The sequence below is a fragment of the Ancylobacter sp. Lp-2 genome, assembly GCF_020523795.1.
Classification (GTDB): domain Bacteria; phylum Pseudomonadota; class Alphaproteobacteria; order Rhizobiales; family Xanthobacteraceae; genus Ancylobacter.
In genome coordinates, this window is sequence record NZ_JAJALI010000003.1 from 477396 (window position 1) to 494403 (window position 17008).

At 65.5% G+C, this 17008-nt stretch carries 18 protein-coding genes and 1 tRNA gene; 8 read left to right on the plus strand and 11 right to left on the minus strand.

Translation table 11 applies throughout. From position 1 onward, the window contains the following. Positions 1-6: 6 nt before the first annotated feature. The 7 genes from LGR54_RS10545 to LGR54_RS10575 all read right to left on the minus strand — a co-directional run bounded on the left by LGR54_RS10545 (position 7) and on the right by LGR54_RS10575 (position 7140). Positions 7-1146 (minus strand): ABC transporter ATP-binding protein, encoded by a 1140-nt coding sequence (locus tag LGR54_RS10545; protein WP_230361911.1) that lies wholly within the window; start codon positions 1144-1146, stop codon positions 7-9. A gap of 23 nt (positions 1147-1169) precedes the next feature. After that, on the minus strand, positions 1170-1961 hold the full coding sequence (locus LGR54_RS10550; RefSeq protein ID WP_230361912.1) for an ABC transporter permease: 792 nt from the start codon (positions 1959-1961) through the stop codon (positions 1170-1172). A gap of 10 nt (positions 1962-1971) precedes the next feature. After that, the gene (locus tag LGR54_RS10555) at positions 1972-2829 is read right to left on the minus strand and encodes an ABC transporter permease (protein WP_230361913.1); all 858 of its coding nucleotides are present in this window, start codon (positions 2827-2829) and stop codon (positions 1972-1974) included. A 329-nt stretch (positions 2830-3158) separates the two neighbouring features. Next, a complete protein-coding gene (locus LGR54_RS10560) occupies positions 3159-4184 on the minus strand; it encodes a PotD/PotF family extracellular solute-binding protein (protein ID WP_230361914.1) in 1026 nt (341 codons plus the stop codon). 84 nt (positions 4185-4268) lie between these two features. Further along, complete coding sequence (locus LGR54_RS10565) at positions 4269-5204, minus strand: glyoxylate/hydroxypyruvate reductase A (protein ID WP_230361915.1); 936 nt, start codon at positions 5202-5204, stop codon at positions 4269-4271. A gap of 149 nt (positions 5205-5353) precedes the next feature. Then, a complete protein-coding gene (locus LGR54_RS10570; RefSeq protein ID WP_230361916.1) occupies positions 5354-5947 on the minus strand; it encodes a HutD family protein in 594 nt (197 codons plus the stop codon). A 248-nt stretch (positions 5948-6195) separates the two neighbouring features. Continuing rightward, entirely contained in the window at positions 6196-7140 is a 945-nt protein-coding gene (locus LGR54_RS10575; RefSeq protein ID WP_230361917.1) for a LysR family transcriptional regulator, read from the minus strand. A gap of 90 nt (positions 7141-7230) precedes the next feature. On the opposite strand from LGR54_RS10575, the gene LGR54_RS10580 reads away from it, so the two are divergent. The 8 genes from LGR54_RS10580 to LGR54_RS10615 all read left to right on the plus strand — a co-directional run bounded on the left by LGR54_RS10580 (position 7231) and on the right by LGR54_RS10615 (position 13263). Then, positions 7231-8685, plus strand: coding sequence for a 4-hydroxyphenylacetate 3-hydroxylase family protein (locus LGR54_RS10580; protein WP_230361918.1), 1455 nt, complete (start codon positions 7231-7233; stop codon positions 8683-8685). After that, positions 8682-9188, plus strand: coding sequence for a flavin reductase family protein (locus LGR54_RS10585; RefSeq protein ID WP_230361919.1), 507 nt, complete (start codon positions 8682-8684; stop codon positions 9186-9188). The genes LGR54_RS10580 and LGR54_RS10585 overlap by 4 nt, the downstream gene beginning before the upstream one ends. Before the next feature lie 18 nt (positions 9189-9206). After that, the gene (gene argE, locus LGR54_RS10590) at positions 9207-10409 is read left to right on the plus strand and encodes an acetylornithine deacetylase (RefSeq protein ID WP_230361920.1); all 1203 of its coding nucleotides are present in this window, start codon (positions 9207-9209) and stop codon (positions 10407-10409) included. Between the two features lie 21 nt (positions 10410-10430). Continuing rightward, positions 10431-10853, plus strand: a complete 423-nt coding sequence (locus LGR54_RS10595) for a RidA family protein (protein WP_230361921.1) — start codon at positions 10431-10433, stop codon at positions 10851-10853. Positions 10854-10971: 118 nt separating this feature from the next. Continuing rightward, a complete protein-coding gene (locus LGR54_RS10600) occupies positions 10972-11649 on the plus strand; it encodes a DUF1028 domain-containing protein (RefSeq protein WP_230361922.1) in 678 nt (225 codons plus the stop codon). 7 nt (positions 11650-11656) lie between these two features. Then, positions 11657-12082: a heme-binding protein gene (locus LGR54_RS10605; protein ID WP_214011264.1), complete on the plus strand. Its 426-nt coding sequence runs from the start codon at positions 11657-11659 to the stop codon at positions 12080-12082. After that, positions 12079-12699, plus strand: a complete 621-nt coding sequence (locus LGR54_RS10610; RefSeq protein ID WP_230361923.1) for a glutathione S-transferase N-terminal domain-containing protein — start codon at positions 12079-12081, stop codon at positions 12697-12699. The genes LGR54_RS10605 and LGR54_RS10610 overlap by 4 nt, the downstream gene beginning before the upstream one ends. 114 nt (positions 12700-12813) lie before the next feature. After that, entirely contained in the window at positions 12814-13263 is a 450-nt protein-coding gene (locus LGR54_RS10615; RefSeq protein ID WP_230361924.1) for a type II 3-dehydroquinate dehydratase, read from the plus strand. A gap of 51 nt (positions 13264-13314) precedes the next feature. On the opposite strand, the gene LGR54_RS10620 is transcribed toward LGR54_RS10615, so the two are convergent. From LGR54_RS10620 to gmd, 4 genes are all read right to left on the minus strand, one after another. Further along, positions 13315-13920 carry a BRCT domain-containing protein gene (locus LGR54_RS10620; protein ID WP_230361925.1) on the minus strand — a complete coding sequence of 202 codons (606 nt, stop codon included), beginning with the start codon at positions 13918-13920 and terminating at the stop codon, positions 13315-13317. An 86-nt stretch (positions 13921-14006) separates the two neighbouring features. After that, a tRNA-Gly gene (locus LGR54_RS10625) sits at positions 14007-14080 on the minus strand. A gap of 161 nt (positions 14081-14241) precedes the next feature. Beyond that, positions 14242-15150, minus strand: coding sequence for a methyltransferase, TIGR04325 family (locus tag LGR54_RS10630; RefSeq protein ID WP_230361926.1), 909 nt, complete (start codon positions 15148-15150; stop codon positions 14242-14244). Between the two features lie 711 nt (positions 15151-15861). After that, positions 15862-16992 (minus strand): GDP-mannose 4,6-dehydratase, encoded by a 1131-nt coding sequence (gene gmd / locus LGR54_RS10635; protein WP_370638180.1) that lies wholly within the window; start codon positions 16990-16992, stop codon positions 15862-15864. Positions 16993-17008: the final 16 nt, after the last annotated feature.

Sequence of the window (17008 nt, forward strand, 5' to 3'; positions counted from 1 at the left end):
CCGGCGCTACTCGGCGGCGTCGAGCAGCACCGCCTCGCTGAGATCGACGGCCAGCGCCAGCGACGCCCCGACCGGGGCGGCGGCGACGATGTCGGCGCCTGTCACCCGCGTCTCGATCAGGCCAATGCCCTCCACCACCACGCGGGTGATGGTGTGCGAGCCCTGATAGATGTGCGCCTCCACCGTGCCGGTGACGACGTTCGGCCCGGCCTCGCCGCCAAGCACCGGGCGCACATGCTCCAGCCGCAGGAAGGCGCGCACCTGCCGGCCCGGCGCGAAGCCGGTGGCCGGGGCAACGGGGAACGCCAGCGGGCCGATGCCGGGCAGCACCAGCGAGGCAGTGCCACCGTTCACCTCGCAGCGGCCGGGCGGCAGGGCATTGATCTCGCCGATGAAGGAGGCGACGAAGCCATTGGCCGGCCGGCGGTAGAGCTCGACCGGCGCCGCCACCTGCTGCACCGAGCCCTTGTTCATCACCACGATGCGGTCGGAGAGCGACAGCGCCTCGCCCTGGTCGTGGGTGACGAAGATGGTGGTGAGCCCGGTCTTGCGGTGCAGCTCGGACAATTCGACCTGCATCTGGGCGCGCAGGTTCTTGTCCAGCGCCGAGAGCGGCTCGTCCAGCAAGAGCACCTTCGGGCGGATGACGATGGCGCGGGCCAGCGCCACGCGCTGCTGCTGGCCGCCGGAGAGCTGGCGCACGCGGCGGTTCTCGAAGCCGTCGAGCTTCATCATGCCGATGGCGCGGCGCACCTCCGCCTCGATCTGCGCGGCCGGCAGTTTGCGCATCTTCAGGCCGAAGGCGATGTTGTCGTAGACGTTCATATGCGGGAACAGCGCATAGGACTGGAACACCATGCCGATGTCGCGCCGGTAGGGCTCGAGATCGGTGATATCGGCGCCATCGACGACGATCTTGCCGGCGGTCGGCGTGACGAAGCCGGCGATCATGCCGAGCAGGGTCGACTTGCCGCAGCCCGACGGGCCGAGCAGGGTGACGAACTCGCCCTTGCCGATGGTGAGCGACACGTCGGCGACGCCGACCGCCGCGCCGAAATCCTTGCGCACCCGCACGATATCGACGGCGCTGCCGGCTTCCTGCGACGGGATGGGGCGGCTCGCTTCCTGGGTGGGCGTGGCGGTCATGGGATCAGGCGTCTCCGGCAAGGTCAGTGCGTGTCGATGGCGAGGACGCGGCGCAGCCCGATCGTCCGGTCCGCCACCAGCATGATCAGCGTGGTGGCGATGATGAGCAGCGCCGAGACCGCCGACACGGTGGGATCGGCATATTCGCGGATGTAGTTGTACATGGCGACCGGCAGCGTCTGGGTGCGCGAACCGGTGACATAGAGCGAGGCGGTGAACTCGGTGAGCGACAGCACCGCGGCGATCAGCCAGCCGCCCGCCATGCCCGGCACCACCAGCGGCAGCGTGATCCGCGTCAGCACCTGGAACGGCGAGGCACCGAGATTGGCGGCGGCGCGGGCCAGCGCCGGGTCGATATTGGCGAGGCTGACATGCACCGCGCGGGTGACGAACGGCATGACCAGCACCATGTGCGCCAGCACGATCATCACATAGCCCTGCTGCATCCTGAAAGCGCCGCCGAGCAGCAGGAAACCGAAGCCGAGGGTGAAGTGCGGGATGATCAGCGGCGACCACAGCACGCCTTCCAGCAGGCCCCTGCCGCGGAACTCGTAATGGTGGATCAGCCAGGCGAAGGCCGAGCCGACGATCAGCGCCAGCGTCGAGGCGCAGGCGGTGACGATCAGCCCGTTCCTGAAGGCCACCTGGAAGTCCGGATAGGTGACCGCCTTGGCGTACCAGTCGAACGAGATGCCCTGCGGCGGGAAGGCGAGAATCTCGGTGGGGTTCACCGAGGTCATCAGCACGACGATGGTCGGCAGCGTCATATAGGTCAGCAGCGCGACCACGAGGCTCCAGAACGCGAAGGACCGCATCGCTCCCTCCTCAATTGACCGCGAGGCGCCGCTCGATGCGGCTGGTGACGCCCTTCATCAGCGCGAGGCTGCCGAGGGCACAGATGAGGGCGATCAGGCTCAGCGTCGCCGCGAAGGGCAGGTTGAGCACCGAGAAGCCCTGCAGATAGGCGAGATTGGAAATCATCAGGATCTTGCCGCCGCCGATGAGCTGCGGGGTGGAGAAGGCGCTCATGGTCCAGGCAAACACCACCACGATGCCCGACAGGATGCCCGGCACGGTGAGCGGCAGGGTGATGCGCCAGAACACCGCCGTGGGCGAGGCGCCGAGATTGGCGGCGGCCTTCTCGCAGTCGCGGTCGACATGGGCGATGGCGGTGGCAAGCAGGATGATCATCACCGGCATGGAGAACTGCACCAGCGCCACCACCACGCCGAAGCGGGTGTACATCAGCTGGATCGGCATATCGATCAGGCCGAGCTTGCGCAGCATCGAGTTGATGAAGCCGTCGGTGCCGAGCGTGAGCATCCAGGAGAAGGTGCGCACGATCTCGCCGGTGAACAAAGGGGTGATGGAGAGCGAGACCAGCGCCGAGCGCACCCAGTCCTTCTTCGCCCGCACCAGCGCATAGGCGACCGGATAGGAGGCGAGCAGCGAAAAGATCGCGGTGAGCAGGCTGATGAAGAAGGTGTCGGCCAGCACCCACCAATAGATCGGCTTGTTGAGCGCGGCGAAATTGGCGAGCGTGAAGCCGCCCACATTCAGCGAGCCCGGGATGAACTCGCGCACGCTGTATTGCAGCACCTCGAAGATAGCGGCGGCCAGGATCACCGCGGTAAGCACCGCCGGCGCCAGGAAGGTGATGAAGAAGGGGCGTCTAGCGAGCATCGGGCCTTGGGGGCTGGGGTTCAGGCAAGGGATAACGGTGAGCGGGCGGCACGCCCCCTCTCCCCATTGGGAAGAGGGCCGGGGTGAGGGGCCTTGGCGTGAGACCTTCTGGCCTCCCGGTGTCGCCTTCCCTCACCGACCCGCTTCGCGGGCCGCTTCCCCCCAATGGAAAGAGGGGAGGAAGAGCGCCATCGCGGACAACCGAAGGCGAATCCGGGATCACGTCAACACCGGAGAACTAGCCCGGCTCCCAGGCGTCGCCGGGGTCCGGAAAGCCGCTGGAACGGGACGGCCGGCAGCACGACGCCGCCGGCCGCCCTCTCCGCGTCTCAGTGCATCATGTTCTCGGTGAACCACGCCTTCCACTGCGGCAGCAGGGTGGCATAGGTCTTGTCGTCGAGGATGATGGCGCCCTTCTCGATGGCTTCCTGGCTGGTGAAAATGCCGGGCAGCTTGGCGACTTCCGGATCGAGCTTGGCTTCGCCGCTCATCGGCGAGCATTTGTGGAAGTTGCACAGCTGGGCGAGCATCGCCGGCTCGAGCGCGATGTTGAGGAACTGCTCGGCCAGCGCCTTCTTCTTGGAGTTGGCGTTGATGCCCCACACGTCGGTGCCGGCGACGGCGCCTTCCTTCGGCACGTCGATCTCGATCGGGATACCGAGCTTCTGGATGTGGTAGCCGTTGATGTTGAGCAGCACCTGCACCGGGGTCTCGCCGGTGCGGATGAGGTTCTGGCTGGTGGCGTCCGACTGGTAGAAGGCCTTGATGCTCTTCTTCAGTTCGAGCAGCTTCGGCTTCACCTTGTCCCACTCCTCCGGCTTCACGCCGGCGAGCTTGGTGGCGGCGATGATGACGTGGCTCGGGTCGAAGTCGGGCAGGCCGAGCTTGCCGGCGACTTCCGCCCCCCACAGGGCTTCCCAGCTGTCGATCTTGAAACCCTTCGGCATCAGATCCGTGCGGAAGGCCGGCGTGTAGACGTAGACATAGTCGGCGACCGTGTAGTCGGAACGCTTCGCCATCGGGTAGAGCTTGGCGGCGTTCGGGATCTTCGACCAGTCCAGCTTCTCCATCAGCCCGTCGGAATGATAGAGATAGCCGACATGGGCGGTGGTGTTGATGAGGTCGGACTCGGGGTTGTCGCGGGCGACCTTGGCCTTGGCCAGGCGGTCCAGCGTGCCACCGGTGATGTACTCCACCTCGACGCCGGTGCGCTTGGTGAATTCCTTGCCGACGATGGCGACGCCTTCCTTCCAGTTGCCGCCCCAGGTGCTGATGACCAGCTTCTCCTGGGCCGAGGCAACGCTCGCCGAGGCCATGACAGCCAGCGCGCCAAGCGCGAAAGCAAGCTTCTTCATAGTTCCACCTCTCTTCATTGGGCGGCATGACCCGCCGGAATTTCCGGCCGCGACATCGTTGGCCGCGAGCCGCCCGCCCGCGGGCTAGTAGCCGCGGGCGGGATCGATCTCATGCAACGGCGGCTGGCCGGCGCGCACGCGGCGAATGCTCTCGGCGACGTCGCGGGCGGCGAGCGCCGGCACGGTGATGCTGGCCATGTGCGGCGTGATCAACACGTTGTCGAGCGCCCAGAGCGGATGGCCGGAGGGCAGCGGCTCGACATTGAAGACGTCGAGCGTCGCCTCGGCCAGGGTGCCGGAGGTGAGCGCGGCGACAAGCGCGTCCTCGTCGACCACCGGCCCGCGCGAGGCGTTGATGAACTTGGCGCCCTTCGGCATCAGAGCGAGTTCGGCGGCGCCGAGGAGGCCGCGCGATTCCTTGGTCAGCGGGATGAGGCTGACGACGATCTCGCTTTCCCGGAGGATGGTTTCCAGCCCCTCGCGACCGGTGAGTGAGCGCACGCCGGGGATGGACTTCGGCGAGCGCGACCAGCCGGAGACGGCGTAGCCCATCTGCGCCAGCATGGCGGCGGCGGGGCCACCGAGTTCGCCGAGGCCGAGCACGGCGACCTTGATGTCGGCAAGCGGGCGCGGGTGCACATATTCCCACTCGCCGCGCCGCTTGGCGCGCTCGAAGACGTGCATGTCGCGGGCGTAGCGGGTGACGGCGAAGACGACGTAGCTGGTCATCATCGCCGTCATGCCGGTGTCGTTCAGGCGCGAGAAATGCACCGGCACCAGATCGTCGCGATTGACCAGCCGGTCGACGCCGGCACCGAGATTGGTGACCAGCTTCAGATTCGGGAAGCGGGCGAAGAAGCCGTCCGGCGGCGTCCATGCGAGGACATAGTGGACCTCGGCCGGATCGCCGACCTCGGGGTCGACGCGGAAATCGAGATCGGGCAGCTCGGCGGCCATCGCCGCGCGCCATTCCTCGGCGCTGTCGACGGGGCTGTAGAAGACGAGGGCATCGCGTCCCATTACGGGGCCTCCTTGTTGAGGCGTGCAGGGTCGGCGAAGCGCTGCATCGAATGCAATTCCCGTCGGTGTTTTTCCTGACAGGAAATGTTGCGGTTGCGAGCTAAATAGAAAAATACTTTTTATTGTTACCTAAGATTGGAAAAATAGATCTAGCTGTCCTGGCGTCGGGTCGGCGACAGGAAGGCGACGATCGCCTCGCCGTCACGCTGCGAGGAGGCGCGCAGCGTCGTCTCCTCGCGGGCGATCAGCGTCTCGCCCGGACGCACGATCACCGAGCCCACCCGGTCGCCGACCTGCCAGGCGCCGGAGACGGCATGCAGCACCACCAGCCCGCCATCGGGCACCGCCAGCAGCGGCTCGTTGGCCGCGGCGACCGGCATCACCTGCGCGTTCCAGCGCCCGCGCCGCGTCATCACGTTGAGCACCTGCGCCGGCCCGTCCGGCAGCACCGAGCGCGGCTGCAGCACGCTGTCGAAATACAGCGGTTCGAGGCGCTTCAGTTCGCGGGTCTCGCCGCCGAAGACGAGGTCGAGCGGGGCGGCGCCGAGGCGGGTGATGTGGCGGTCGATGCCGGGGAAGGAGGAGAAGGCGCCCTCGGCGACGATGGGCGCCAGGCTGAGGCGGATGTCGAAGCTTTCATGCGTCGCCCCCTCGGGGAACAGGAACACGTCGCTGGTGACGCCACCGCCGTTCTTCCACGGCGTGACGACGTAGTCGGACATGGTCAGGACTTTCAGCGACATGATGCACTCCCACGCCGCCGGACCCGCCGGCGACGCTCCCCCTCTGCCAAAGAGGCCGGAGACTAACGAGCGTCGTTACGCCCCGGCAATCGGGGGAAGCGGACGCCATGGCAACAGTTTGCCGATGGATTGCATAGGGCGCGCTTATGGAGGCGGAGGTGCCACCGCACGCCTCTCCCTTAGGGAGAGGAAGGTGTCGGGAAACGACGACCGCCCCCTCCCGGCCGTTGCGGCGCCGGAGGGAAGGCTCAGCGGATGGTCACCTGCGGCGACAGCGTGCCGGGGGCGAACACCCCGCCGGGCGAGAACGATTCCTTCAGGTGGCGGGCGAACACCTCCACCGCCGGGCGCGGCGCCTGCCGGCGCAGCCGCAGGCTGACGAGGTGCACCGGCTCCAGCCGCTCCACCAGCGGCACCGCCGCCACCCGGCCGCCATCATGCGTGGTCTGGGTGCGCGGCATGACGTTCTGGATGGTGTAGCCGCGCCCATGGCCGACCAGACCGCGCGTCAGCTCATAGGCCTTGGAGCGGAAGGCGATGCGCGGCTCGATGCCCACCGCGCGGAACAGGCCGAGGAAATAGTCGCGCGAATGCGGCAGGTCGAGCAGGATGAAGGGCTCGTCCTTGAGGTCGGCGAGGCGGACATTGTCGCGCTGGGCGAGCGGGTGGTCGGGATGCAGCACCACATAGGGCGGCAGTTCGGCCAGCGGCTCGGCCACCACCTCTTCCGGCACGGCGAATTCATAGGAGAAGGCGAGCTCGGTGCGGCCGGAGATGATGGCGTCGAGGATCTGCGCCTGATCGCCCTCGTCGAGGCTGACCGAGATGCCGGGATGGCTTTCGGCGAAGTCGGACAACAGGCTCGGCATGAAATGGGTGGCCAGCGTCCAGAAGCAGCCTACCGTGATCTCGCCATGCACCTCGTCGGCCATCGCCCGGGCGTTCTGGCCGAAGTCGCGGGCGTGGTTCAGCAAGAGGCGCGCCTCGTTGATGATGCGGGTGCCGGCGATGGTGGTGGTGACACCCTTGGCGTGGTGACGCACGAAGATCTGCACGCCGCATTCGGCCTCGAACTGCGCCACCGCCGCCGAGATCGAGGGCTGCGACACGTTCAGGAACTTCGCCGCCTCGGTCAGATTGCCGAAGTCGGCCGTCGCCACGACGTAACGCAGGGCCCGGAGCGAGACGTTCATCGGATTTTCTTATCCCAAAAAATGAATGATAATATTTTACCGATCTATCGCCGCGACGCAATATTTCCTCACAGGAATAAGGATGGAATCATGATCCGTACCGGCGACCAGTATCGTGAGGGACTTCAGGACGGCCGTGAGGTCTGGATGGACGGCGAGCGGGTGAAGGACGTCACCCAGCACCCGGCCTTCAAGCCGATCGTCGACGTCCGGGCCCGCATGTACGACATGGCCCATGAGGCGAAGTACCAGGACCGCCTGACCTACGTCGAGGACAACAAGCGCAACACCATCTTCTACAAGCCGCCGCGCGACACCAAGGACTGGACCGACAAGGTCGAGGCCGTCGACGCGGTGATGCAGGACATTGGCGGCGTGGTCACCCGCGTCGGCGACGAGACCATCGGCGAGGTGTGGTCGCTGATCGACGGGCGCGACGTGCTGGCCGAGTTCGACCCGCGCTTCGCCGACAATGTCGACCGGCACGTGCAGAACATCTTCGAGAACGACATCTTCCACATCTCGGCCAACACCGACCCCAAGGGCGACCGCTCCCTGCCGCCGCAGGAGCAGGACCCCGACATGATGGTGCATGTGGTCAAAGAGACCGATGCCGGCATCGTCATCCGCGGCGCCAAATACGAGACCGCCGCCGCCTATGCCGACCAGGCCTTCCTGAAGCCGACCGTCGGCGCCTGGACCAACGAGACGCTGTCCGACTACGCGGTGGGCGGCATCATCGACATGGGCGCGCCGGGCGTGCGGCAGATCTGCCGCTCCTCCTTCGCCGGCCGCAACAACCCGAAGGACTACCCGCTCGCCAACAAGTTCGACGAGGTCGAATCGCTGGTGATCTTCGACAACGTGCTGATCCCGTGGGAGAACGTGTTCTTCTATCGGCACACCAAGGCGGCGCAGTTCATCCGCGCCACGCTGCACCGCTACTCGGCCTTCCCCTATGTGCACCGCCTGCTCTATGTCGCCGACATGATGATCGGCGCGGCGATGTGGAACGCCAAGCAGACCGGCCTCGACAAGCTGCAGTCGGTGCGCGAGAAGCTCGCCGACCTCGTGGTCTACCGCGAGGGCATCAACGCGCATCTCACCGCCTCGATCACGCTGGCCGAGAAGAGCCCCGGCGGGCTGCTCATGCCCAACCAGTCGATGCTCTATGCCGGCCGCGTCCATGCCTGCAGCGGCCTGCCGGCGATGATGCACATCGCCCGCGAGCTGTGCGGCGGCCAGATCTGCGTCACCCCCAACGCCGCCGCCTTCGAGGCGGAGGGCTCGGGCGACTGGCTGAAGAAGTTCTACTCGCTCAACAAGCAGTGGGAGAGCGAGGACCGCCGCAAGCTGCTGGCCTTCGCCCGCGACCTGCTCAACTCCGACTATGCCGGCCACCGGCTGACCTTCGTGCAGTTCGCGCAGGCGCCGCACTTCAACCACCTGAACGCCGTCTACAACAGCTTCGACTTCTCCGGCCCGCTCGACTTCGTGCGCAAGGCGGCTGGCCTGTCGGACAAGGTGATGGGTACCGGAAAATGAGCCAGATCGACGCCGCCCTCTTCAGTCAGGCCGATTTTCGCGCTGCCATGGGGCGTACCGCCTCCGGCGTGACCGTCGTGACCACCGACGGCGACGCCGGACGGGGCGGCGTCACCGTCTCCTCGCTTTGCTCGCTGTCGATGGAGCCGCCCTCGGTGCTGTTCTGTTTGCACAAGGGCAGCCGCATCCTGTCGACGCTGATGAGCAACGGCGTGTTCGCCGCCAACATCCTCGCCCATGACCAGCACCGGGTGGCCGACAGCTTTGCCGGCCTGATCCCGGAGCTGCGCGACGACCGCTTCGCCGTCGCCGACTGGGATGCCCTTCACACCGGCGCGCCGGTGCTGCCGGGCGCCCTGTGCCGTTTCGACTGCAAGATCGCCAGCGTGTTCGAATTCGGCACCCACCACATCATTGCCGGCGAGGTGGTGGCGCTGGAAAGCTTCGAGACCAAGCCGTTGGTCTATTCCAACCGCGGCTACCACAAGCTCGAGGTCGCGTAAGGCATGAGCGTGGGGGCGTTGCGTAGCGGGACCGCAGCGGAGGGCGCCGAGCCCTCGGCCGAGCTTCTGCGTCTTCTGGCCGACTTGATCGCCATCCCCTCGATCAGCGCCGTCTCCAACCTGCCGGTCGTCGACTATATCGAGACCTACCTCGCCGGGCACGGCGTCACCTCGCGGCGCCTCTACAACGCCGCCAGCGACAAGGCCTCGCTGCTCGCCACCATCGGCCCGGCCGATGCCCCCGGCCTCGCGCTCTCGGCCCATACCGACGTGGTGCCGGTGGAGGGACAGAACTGGTCGAGCCCGCCCTTCACCGCGACGATCCGCGACGGCAAGCTTTACGGGCGCGGCTCCTCCGACATGAAGGGCTTCCTCGCCACCGTGCTGGCGGCGGTGCCGGACTTCGTCCGCCACGCCACGCGGCGCCCGGTTCATCTGTGCTTCTCCTATGATGAAGAGGTCGGCTGCGCCGGCGCGCCCGATCTCGTCGCCGCCACCGCCGCGCTGGCGGTGCCCCCAGTGCTGTGCCTCGTCGGCGAGCCGAGCTCGCTCAAGGTGGCGCGGGCGCACAAGGGCAAGTTCGCCAACCGCCTTATCATCACCGGCAAGGGCGGGCATTCCGCCCTGCCCCATCGCGCCGCCAATGCGGTGAACGCCGCCGCCAAGATCGTCGTCGGGCTGGAGGCGATCGGCGCCTCGCTCGCCACGATCACCGACGATGCCTTCGAGCCGCCCTACACCACCGTGCATGTCGGCGCGCTGCATGGCGGCACGGCGCTGAATCTCGTCCCCGACCGCGCGGTGCTCGACTATGAGGTGCGCACCATTCCCGGTGCTGACGCCGTCGCCATCAAGGCCCGCATCGACGCTCTCGTCGCCGAGGTGCGCGCGAGCCTGAAGGCGCAGGCACCGGAGGCAGACATCGTCGTCGAGCCGATCAGCGCCTATCCCGGCCTCGACACCCCGGCCGACCTGCCGGCCGCAGCCAAGCTCGCCCGCCTCGCTGGCTCCAACGAGGCGCCGATCACGCTGGCCTACGGCACAGAGGCCGGGCTCTATGACGAGGCCGGCATTGCGACGCTGGTGTGCGGCCCGGGCGACATCGCCCGCGCGCACAAGGCCGACGAATGGATCGGCCTCGATGAACTCGCCCGCGCCGAACACCTGATGCATCGCCTGGCCCTGGCACTCGGCGACACCCCTTCCGATCCGCTGTTCTGAATTCCCAACGAGGTCACTCCCATGGTCGTGCACACCCGCATCCGCCCGTTCAACACCAAGGAAACCTATCCCGAGCAGAAGTTGAACAACGACCTGTCGCAGGGCGTGGTGGCTCGGGGCACCATGGTGTTCCTGCGCGGGCAGGTGGCGCAGGATCTCGACACCCGCGAGAGCCTCCATGTCGGCGATGCCGGCAAGCAGACCGAGAAGGCGATGGCCAACATCAAGCAGCTGCTGGAGGAAGCCGGCAGCGACATGAGCCATATCTGCCGCATCGTCGTCTACGTCACCGATATCCGCTACCGCGAGGCGGTCTATCTGGAGATGGGCAAGTGGCTGGCCGGCGTATTCCCTTGCTCCACCGGCCTCGTGGTGCCGGCGCTCGCCCGGCCGGAATGGCTGGTCGAGATCGAAGTGACCGCCGTCATCCCCGACGCCGCCTGAGCTGGCGTATTTCCGCGTTTCGCTGAAGCGCGGAAATGCACCAACCTTTTGTTTTAGCGCATTTTCTTCACGCGAACCGGTACCCACTTCGCTTGAAAATGCTTTGAAAGGCGCCGACGTGACCTTCTCCATCTCCGCCCGCTGCGCCCGCACCGGGCGCTTCGGCATCGCGGTCTCCTCCTCCTCGCCGGCGGTGGCGGCGCGCTGCGCCCATGCCCGCGCCGGCGTCGGCGTGGTGGCAACGCAGAACATCACCGACCCGACGCTCGGCCCCAAGGGCCTCGACCTCCTGGCGCAGGGGCTCTCCGCCGACGAGGTGATGGCCCGCTTCAAGGAAGAGGCGCCGCATTTCGACTACCGGCAGGTGGTGGTGCTGGACAAGACCGGCCATTCGGTGGGCCATTCCGGCGTGAAGACGCTCGGTACCCACACCATCGCCCATGGCCCGGACGTGGCGGCGGCGGGCAACCTACTCTCCTCCAAGGCGGTGCCGCAGGCGATGGTCGACGCCTTCCTGGCGCTGCCCTCCGCCGATCTCGGCGACCGGCTGGTCGCCGCCATGCAGGCGGCGGTGAAGGCCGGCGGCGAGGAAGGCCCGGTGCACTCGGTCGGCCTGCTGATCGTCGACAAGGTGGCGTGGCCGGTCGCCGATCTGCGCATCGACTGGTCCGACGGCGACGTGATGGCCGAGCTGGCCAGCCTGTGGGAGCTGTGGAAGCCGCAGCTGGAGGCCTATGTCACCCGCGCCCTCGACCCGTCCACCGCGCCGTCCTACGGCGTGCCGGGCGATCAGTGAGGCTGCCATGTCCGTGACCCGCCCCGCCCTCAAGCTGACCCATGACGGCGCCCTGAAGGCGCTCCATGGCGCGCTCGCCAAGGCCACCGAGCTCGGCGTGCCGCAGAACATCACCATCGTCGACGAGGGGGGCAACCTCCTCGCCTATATCCGCATGGACGGCGCCAAGCTCTTGTCCCGCGAGACCTCGATGTCCAAGGCGGTGACCGCCGCCTCGCACCGCCAGCCCTCCTCGCGGCTGAACCCGAAGGACGAGGTGAAGCTGTCGCTCGCCGCCGGCCAGCGGCTGACCAATCTCGAAGGCGGGCTGCCGATCATCATCGACGGCCAGTGCGTCGGCGCCATCGGCGTCGGCTCCGGCAAGGGCGCCGAGGACGTGGAAGTGGCGCGGGCGGGTCTGGCCGCCATCGGCGCGGAGGACCAGATACCGTGAAGCTCATCTACGCCCCCACATCGCCCTTCGTCCGCAAGGTGATGGCGGTCGCCCTTGAGGTCGGCCTCGCCGGCAAGCTCGAGATCGAGTTCAACCCGGCGAGCCCGCTGCAGCGCGACCCGGCGCTGGTCGACTACAACCCGCTCGGCAAGATCCCGGCGCTGGTGCTCGACGACGGCAGCGTGCTGTTCGACAGCCCGGTGATCTGCGAATACCTCGCCGCGTCAGTCGGCGACACCGCGCTGTTCCCCGCCGCCGGGCCGGCGCGCTGGGCGGCGCTGACCCAGCAGGCTCTGGGCGACGGCCTGCTCGATGCCGCGATCGCCAACCGCTACGAGACGGTGGTGCGGCCGGAAGCCACGCGCTGGCCGGGATGGACGACGGCGCAGCTCGCCAAGATCACCGGCGCGCTCGACCGCATCGAGGCGCTGGCGCCGGAACTGCAGGACGCTGTGACCATCGGCACGATCACGCTGGGCTGCGCGCTCGGCTATCTCGACTTCCGCTATGCCCACCTCAACTGGCGCGAGGGCCGGCCGCAAGCGGCGGCGTGGTTCGCCGCCTTCGACGAACGCCCGTCCATGGCGGCGACGCGCCCGCGCGAGCACGTCGCCTGAGCGCGACGGCGGGCCGCCCACCGGATCGACGATGCGGCGCGGGCGCCCGACCCGCGTCGTTCCCTCTTCCAAGCCTGCATCCCCCCAGCCTCGTCCCCTCTGCGGAGCCTGCCCGTGACCGCCCTGCGTATCGACGTCGTCAACGGCCCCAACGCCAATCTCTACGGGCTCGACCCCACCGGCCCGTATGGTCGCCTGACGCTGGCCGATATCGGCGTGCGCTGCGAGGCGAAGGCCGCCGGCCTCGGCGCCACGCTGCGCTTCCGCCAGTCCAACCATGAGGGCGTGCTGATCGACTGGCTGCAGGAGGCGCGCACCGAGGCGGACGGTATCATCATCAACGCCGCCAGCCTGTCCTACGGCTCGATCGGCCTCCTCGACGCGCTGTCGGCGCTGGGCAAGCCGGCGTTCCAAGTGCATGTGAGCAACGTGTTCAAGCGCGAGAAGCTCAGGCATTTCTCGCCGCTCTCCGCCGCGGTGACCGGCTGCATTATCGGCGCCGGCCCGATGGGCTACGAGCTCGCCATCGAGGCGCTGGTGGCGCAGCTGCGCGGCGAGGTCTAGCGCGCGCGGGTCGACATCGGCGCCCCGCCAGCCGCAGGGCCGGCCAGGGAGCTATAGATGGCGCCGCCAGTGCTCCTCGGAGACGATGGGGATCGGCAGTCCCTCGCTCCGCCATTCGACAGCCTGCAGGATCTTGTTGCCGAACGAGGAATGCTTCCAGGATTCAGTGGCATAGGCGCCGATCACCAGCACCTGGGTTTTCTGGGTGATATTGCCGACCTGCGCGCCGCGCTCCGTCACGGCGGCTTCGCAATGTTTGCGCTGGCCGAAGGTGAAGGTGCCGGTGAAACAATAGCGTTTGCCGGCAAAGCTGAGGGCCGGCGCCGGCCGGCAGAGCGGCAGGCTGGTCGACTTGAGCACCTCGCCGAGCTCTAAATTGCCGGCGGAAAAGCTCTCCAGCGTCTCGAACAGCTCGAGCTTCTCCTGCTCGTCCACCACGCCGTCGGCGAGGATCGTAGCCACACGCGCGTAGAGACCGTGGATCAGCGGCTCGGCACTGATCGCCAGATTGGCGGCAAGCCACGTTTGCAGAAATCGGACCTCGGCCTCGTTGACCTGGCCGTCCGCGATCAGGCCGCGGGAAATGCCGATCAACTCGTCGATCTGCCGGCTGGTGAGGCGATCACCATTCACGCGTGCAAGGAATGCCTCGTCCATCCATCCCTCCGTTTTCCGCAAGGGAATATGAGGGAGCAGGCAACGTCAACCGAAGGTTGTGAAAAATCGAGAGCATCAGGGGAGACTGGAGCGGGCGAAGGGAATCGAACCCTCGTATGCAGCTTGGGAAGCTGCCGTTCTACCATTGAACTACGCCCGCATCGACGCGGCGCACCTTAGGGGGGCGGCACGCCCGGTTCAAGCGGATTGTCGCGCCTCCGCGCGCCTGCGCACAGGGTTCGACGGCGCACCGGGCCTCGCGTCCCAGGGGCGTCCATCTTGCCGACGTTGGGAACCGCGAGCCACGCTCGGCGGCCAGTCTCAGGCGAGGTGCCTCTTTCGCCGCCGAGACGCAGGCAGCGGGGTGGCGACCGCCGACGCTTCGCGCGCGTCGCGTGTCGCGAGAAATCCCTCGAAGTGATCCAGCGAACATTCGGGATGGAACGGCACGCGCAGATCAAGCTCCGGGACATGCCAGGATGAGGCGATCGTGTATCCACGCGCACCGAAATAATCCTCGAGCCGGTTTCGATTGAAAATCCGATAGGGACAGGCCGTGGTTATGAAGCCCTGAGACGTCCAGGCATCCGGCTTGTTCCAGACCGGTATCTTGTTGACGATCACATAGTCCGGTGCCTTTTCCAACTCGTCGAGGAAACCGGGACCGGACTGGCCGAGCGGGTCTCGCATGTATTGAATGCAACCGAGCGCCAGCATGATGTCGCTGGCCGGGGCCGCGCCAAGCTTGGTTCCGAAGCTGATGCCTGTCGATTTCAGCTTGGCATGGCGCTTTCGGCCCAGCTCGACCATCCTAGGCATGTCCACGACATGCCAGTGCTGCGAATCCGTCAGAAGGTTGTGGTGCTTGGATATTTCATAGAAGACACCACCCGCACCTCCCAGATCGAGGATCGTCATATCCGGTTTCAGCAATTTGCTCAGCCAGAGCAACACGGCGAACTGGGACGCCTGCATTGAGCCGCCACCGTCGCCCCGGCCTACATCGTCACGATCCACGAGAAGCTTCGCCAACGCCCCGTCATTCCAGCCAGCGCTTGAAAACTTGGCGGACCAATCTTCCGCAGAATCCACATTATCGTGGAGACCGTAGAATAAATTCATACGCTTCGACCAGATTTTCTTCATGTATATTTCAGAAACAAACGGCACCTTTCCAATCAAACGCCCCAATGATGTCTGCGTTAGCGCAAGCTTGATCAATTTTTCCACGAAAATATCACTCGATACGCTAGGGTTTCCATCGCCCGATTAAGGAACACACTCAACATATAACGCGGCATCATTCTTTTGCGGCACGCTCCGCGCTAACCTCTTCGGCCGAATTTCGGACATTCCCCTACGTCAAATTCGACGTCGACATTCAAACTAATTCGATTTCCGCCATATTGAGGGCCACAGGCACCCTTGAGGATCCGAGAACACCCTCCGCTTGTGCCAAGATCGAAGGACCGTCCGCCCTCTTCGGAATGAAGACAATGCGGATGCCGGAATCATCGAGCAGCTTGACGTGCAGGCATAAGTATTTCTTCGAATAACAAGCGATCTCCAGCCGTTGCGCGAAGCGATTCCCGCCGCACACGACAACAATGAGGCAATAAATATCAGCATATGACCTGGCGTCTATCGACGAACAATCGACGTAGAATGCCGTATATCATACGTAAATTATTGAAATAATTGCCAAATATGGAAATGTAATTATAAATGTATCGCGCAAATTTGTAATTCTTCTGACCTATTATTGAACCACGCCCGCATCGACGCGGCGCGCTTAGAGGCCGGACGGCGTTGTTCAAGAGCCAGGCGCGAAAAGCCCGCTTCCGCAGGCGGCATGCACAGGGATCGACGCGTGCCGGATTCGCCGGGGACATCGCCCCGTATCGAACCCGTCAAAGCGGAGAAACCCGGATACCACGCAACTCAAACCAGACAGCCCCCAAGCAGCCCGGCGTCGCTTTGTTCCGAGATGATATCCTGCCGCTGCCTGTGCGCCCGTCGTTCCCGCTCCACGTCGGCGCCGAGCATGATGGAACACAGCTCATGCATTGATGTCGTGTGCCGCCACCCCAGTATACGTTCGGCCTTGGTGGCATCCCCCAGCAAGATATCGACTTCCGCCGGACGCCGCAAAGCGGGGTCGACACGGACGAGCACGCGACCCGTCTTCCTGCAACAGCCTCGCTCCTCCTCGCCGCTCCCCATCCATTCCAGGGGCATTCCAGCCAATTCGAAGGCCAAACTCGCGAAATCGCGGACGCTTGCCGTCTTGGCGGTGGCGATGACGAAGGTGTCGGGCTCCTTTGCCTGCAGGATCGCCCAGATAGCTCGGACATAGTCGCCGGCATATCCCCAGTCGCGGCGGGCATCGAGATTGCCCAGCGTAAGCTCGACGGGCGCACCACGCGCAATGGCCGCGACGGTGGTGGTAATCTTGCGCGTGACGAACTCCTCGCCGCGCAGGGGCGATTCATGATTGAACAGGATGCCGATGCCCGCAAAAATTCCGTAGGATTCCCGATAGTTGATCGTCATCCAGTGCGCGAACAGCTTGGAGACGCCGTATGGGCTGCGAGGATAGAAGGGGGTTTGCTCATTCTGCGGAGTCGCCTGCACCTTTCCGAACATCTCGGCGGATGAGGCCTGATAGAACCGGATGTCGCGATTGACGGTGCGGATAGCCTCCAACATGTGAACAGGGCCAAGGCCGGTGATCTCGGCGGTCTGCGTCGGCTGGTCGAACGAACTGCCGACAAATGTCTGGGCACCCAAATTGTAGACCTCTTCCGGCTGGCATTTGTCCAGCAGCCGAATGGCCCCGCCGGGATCGATCAGATCGTGACCGACGAGATGCAGGCGCTCATGCCCGAGCACTCCGAGATATTCCAGTCGCCAAAAGTTGAGAATGCTCGATCGTCGATAAGTTCCATAGACGCGATAGCCATTTTCAAGAAGTAATTTCGCAAGATATGGACCATCTTGCCCGGTTATTCCTGTAATCACAGCGGTTTTCACGATCAAATTCCACATAATATTGAAAATTTTGAAGTTCATTCGCCTGATAATTCAT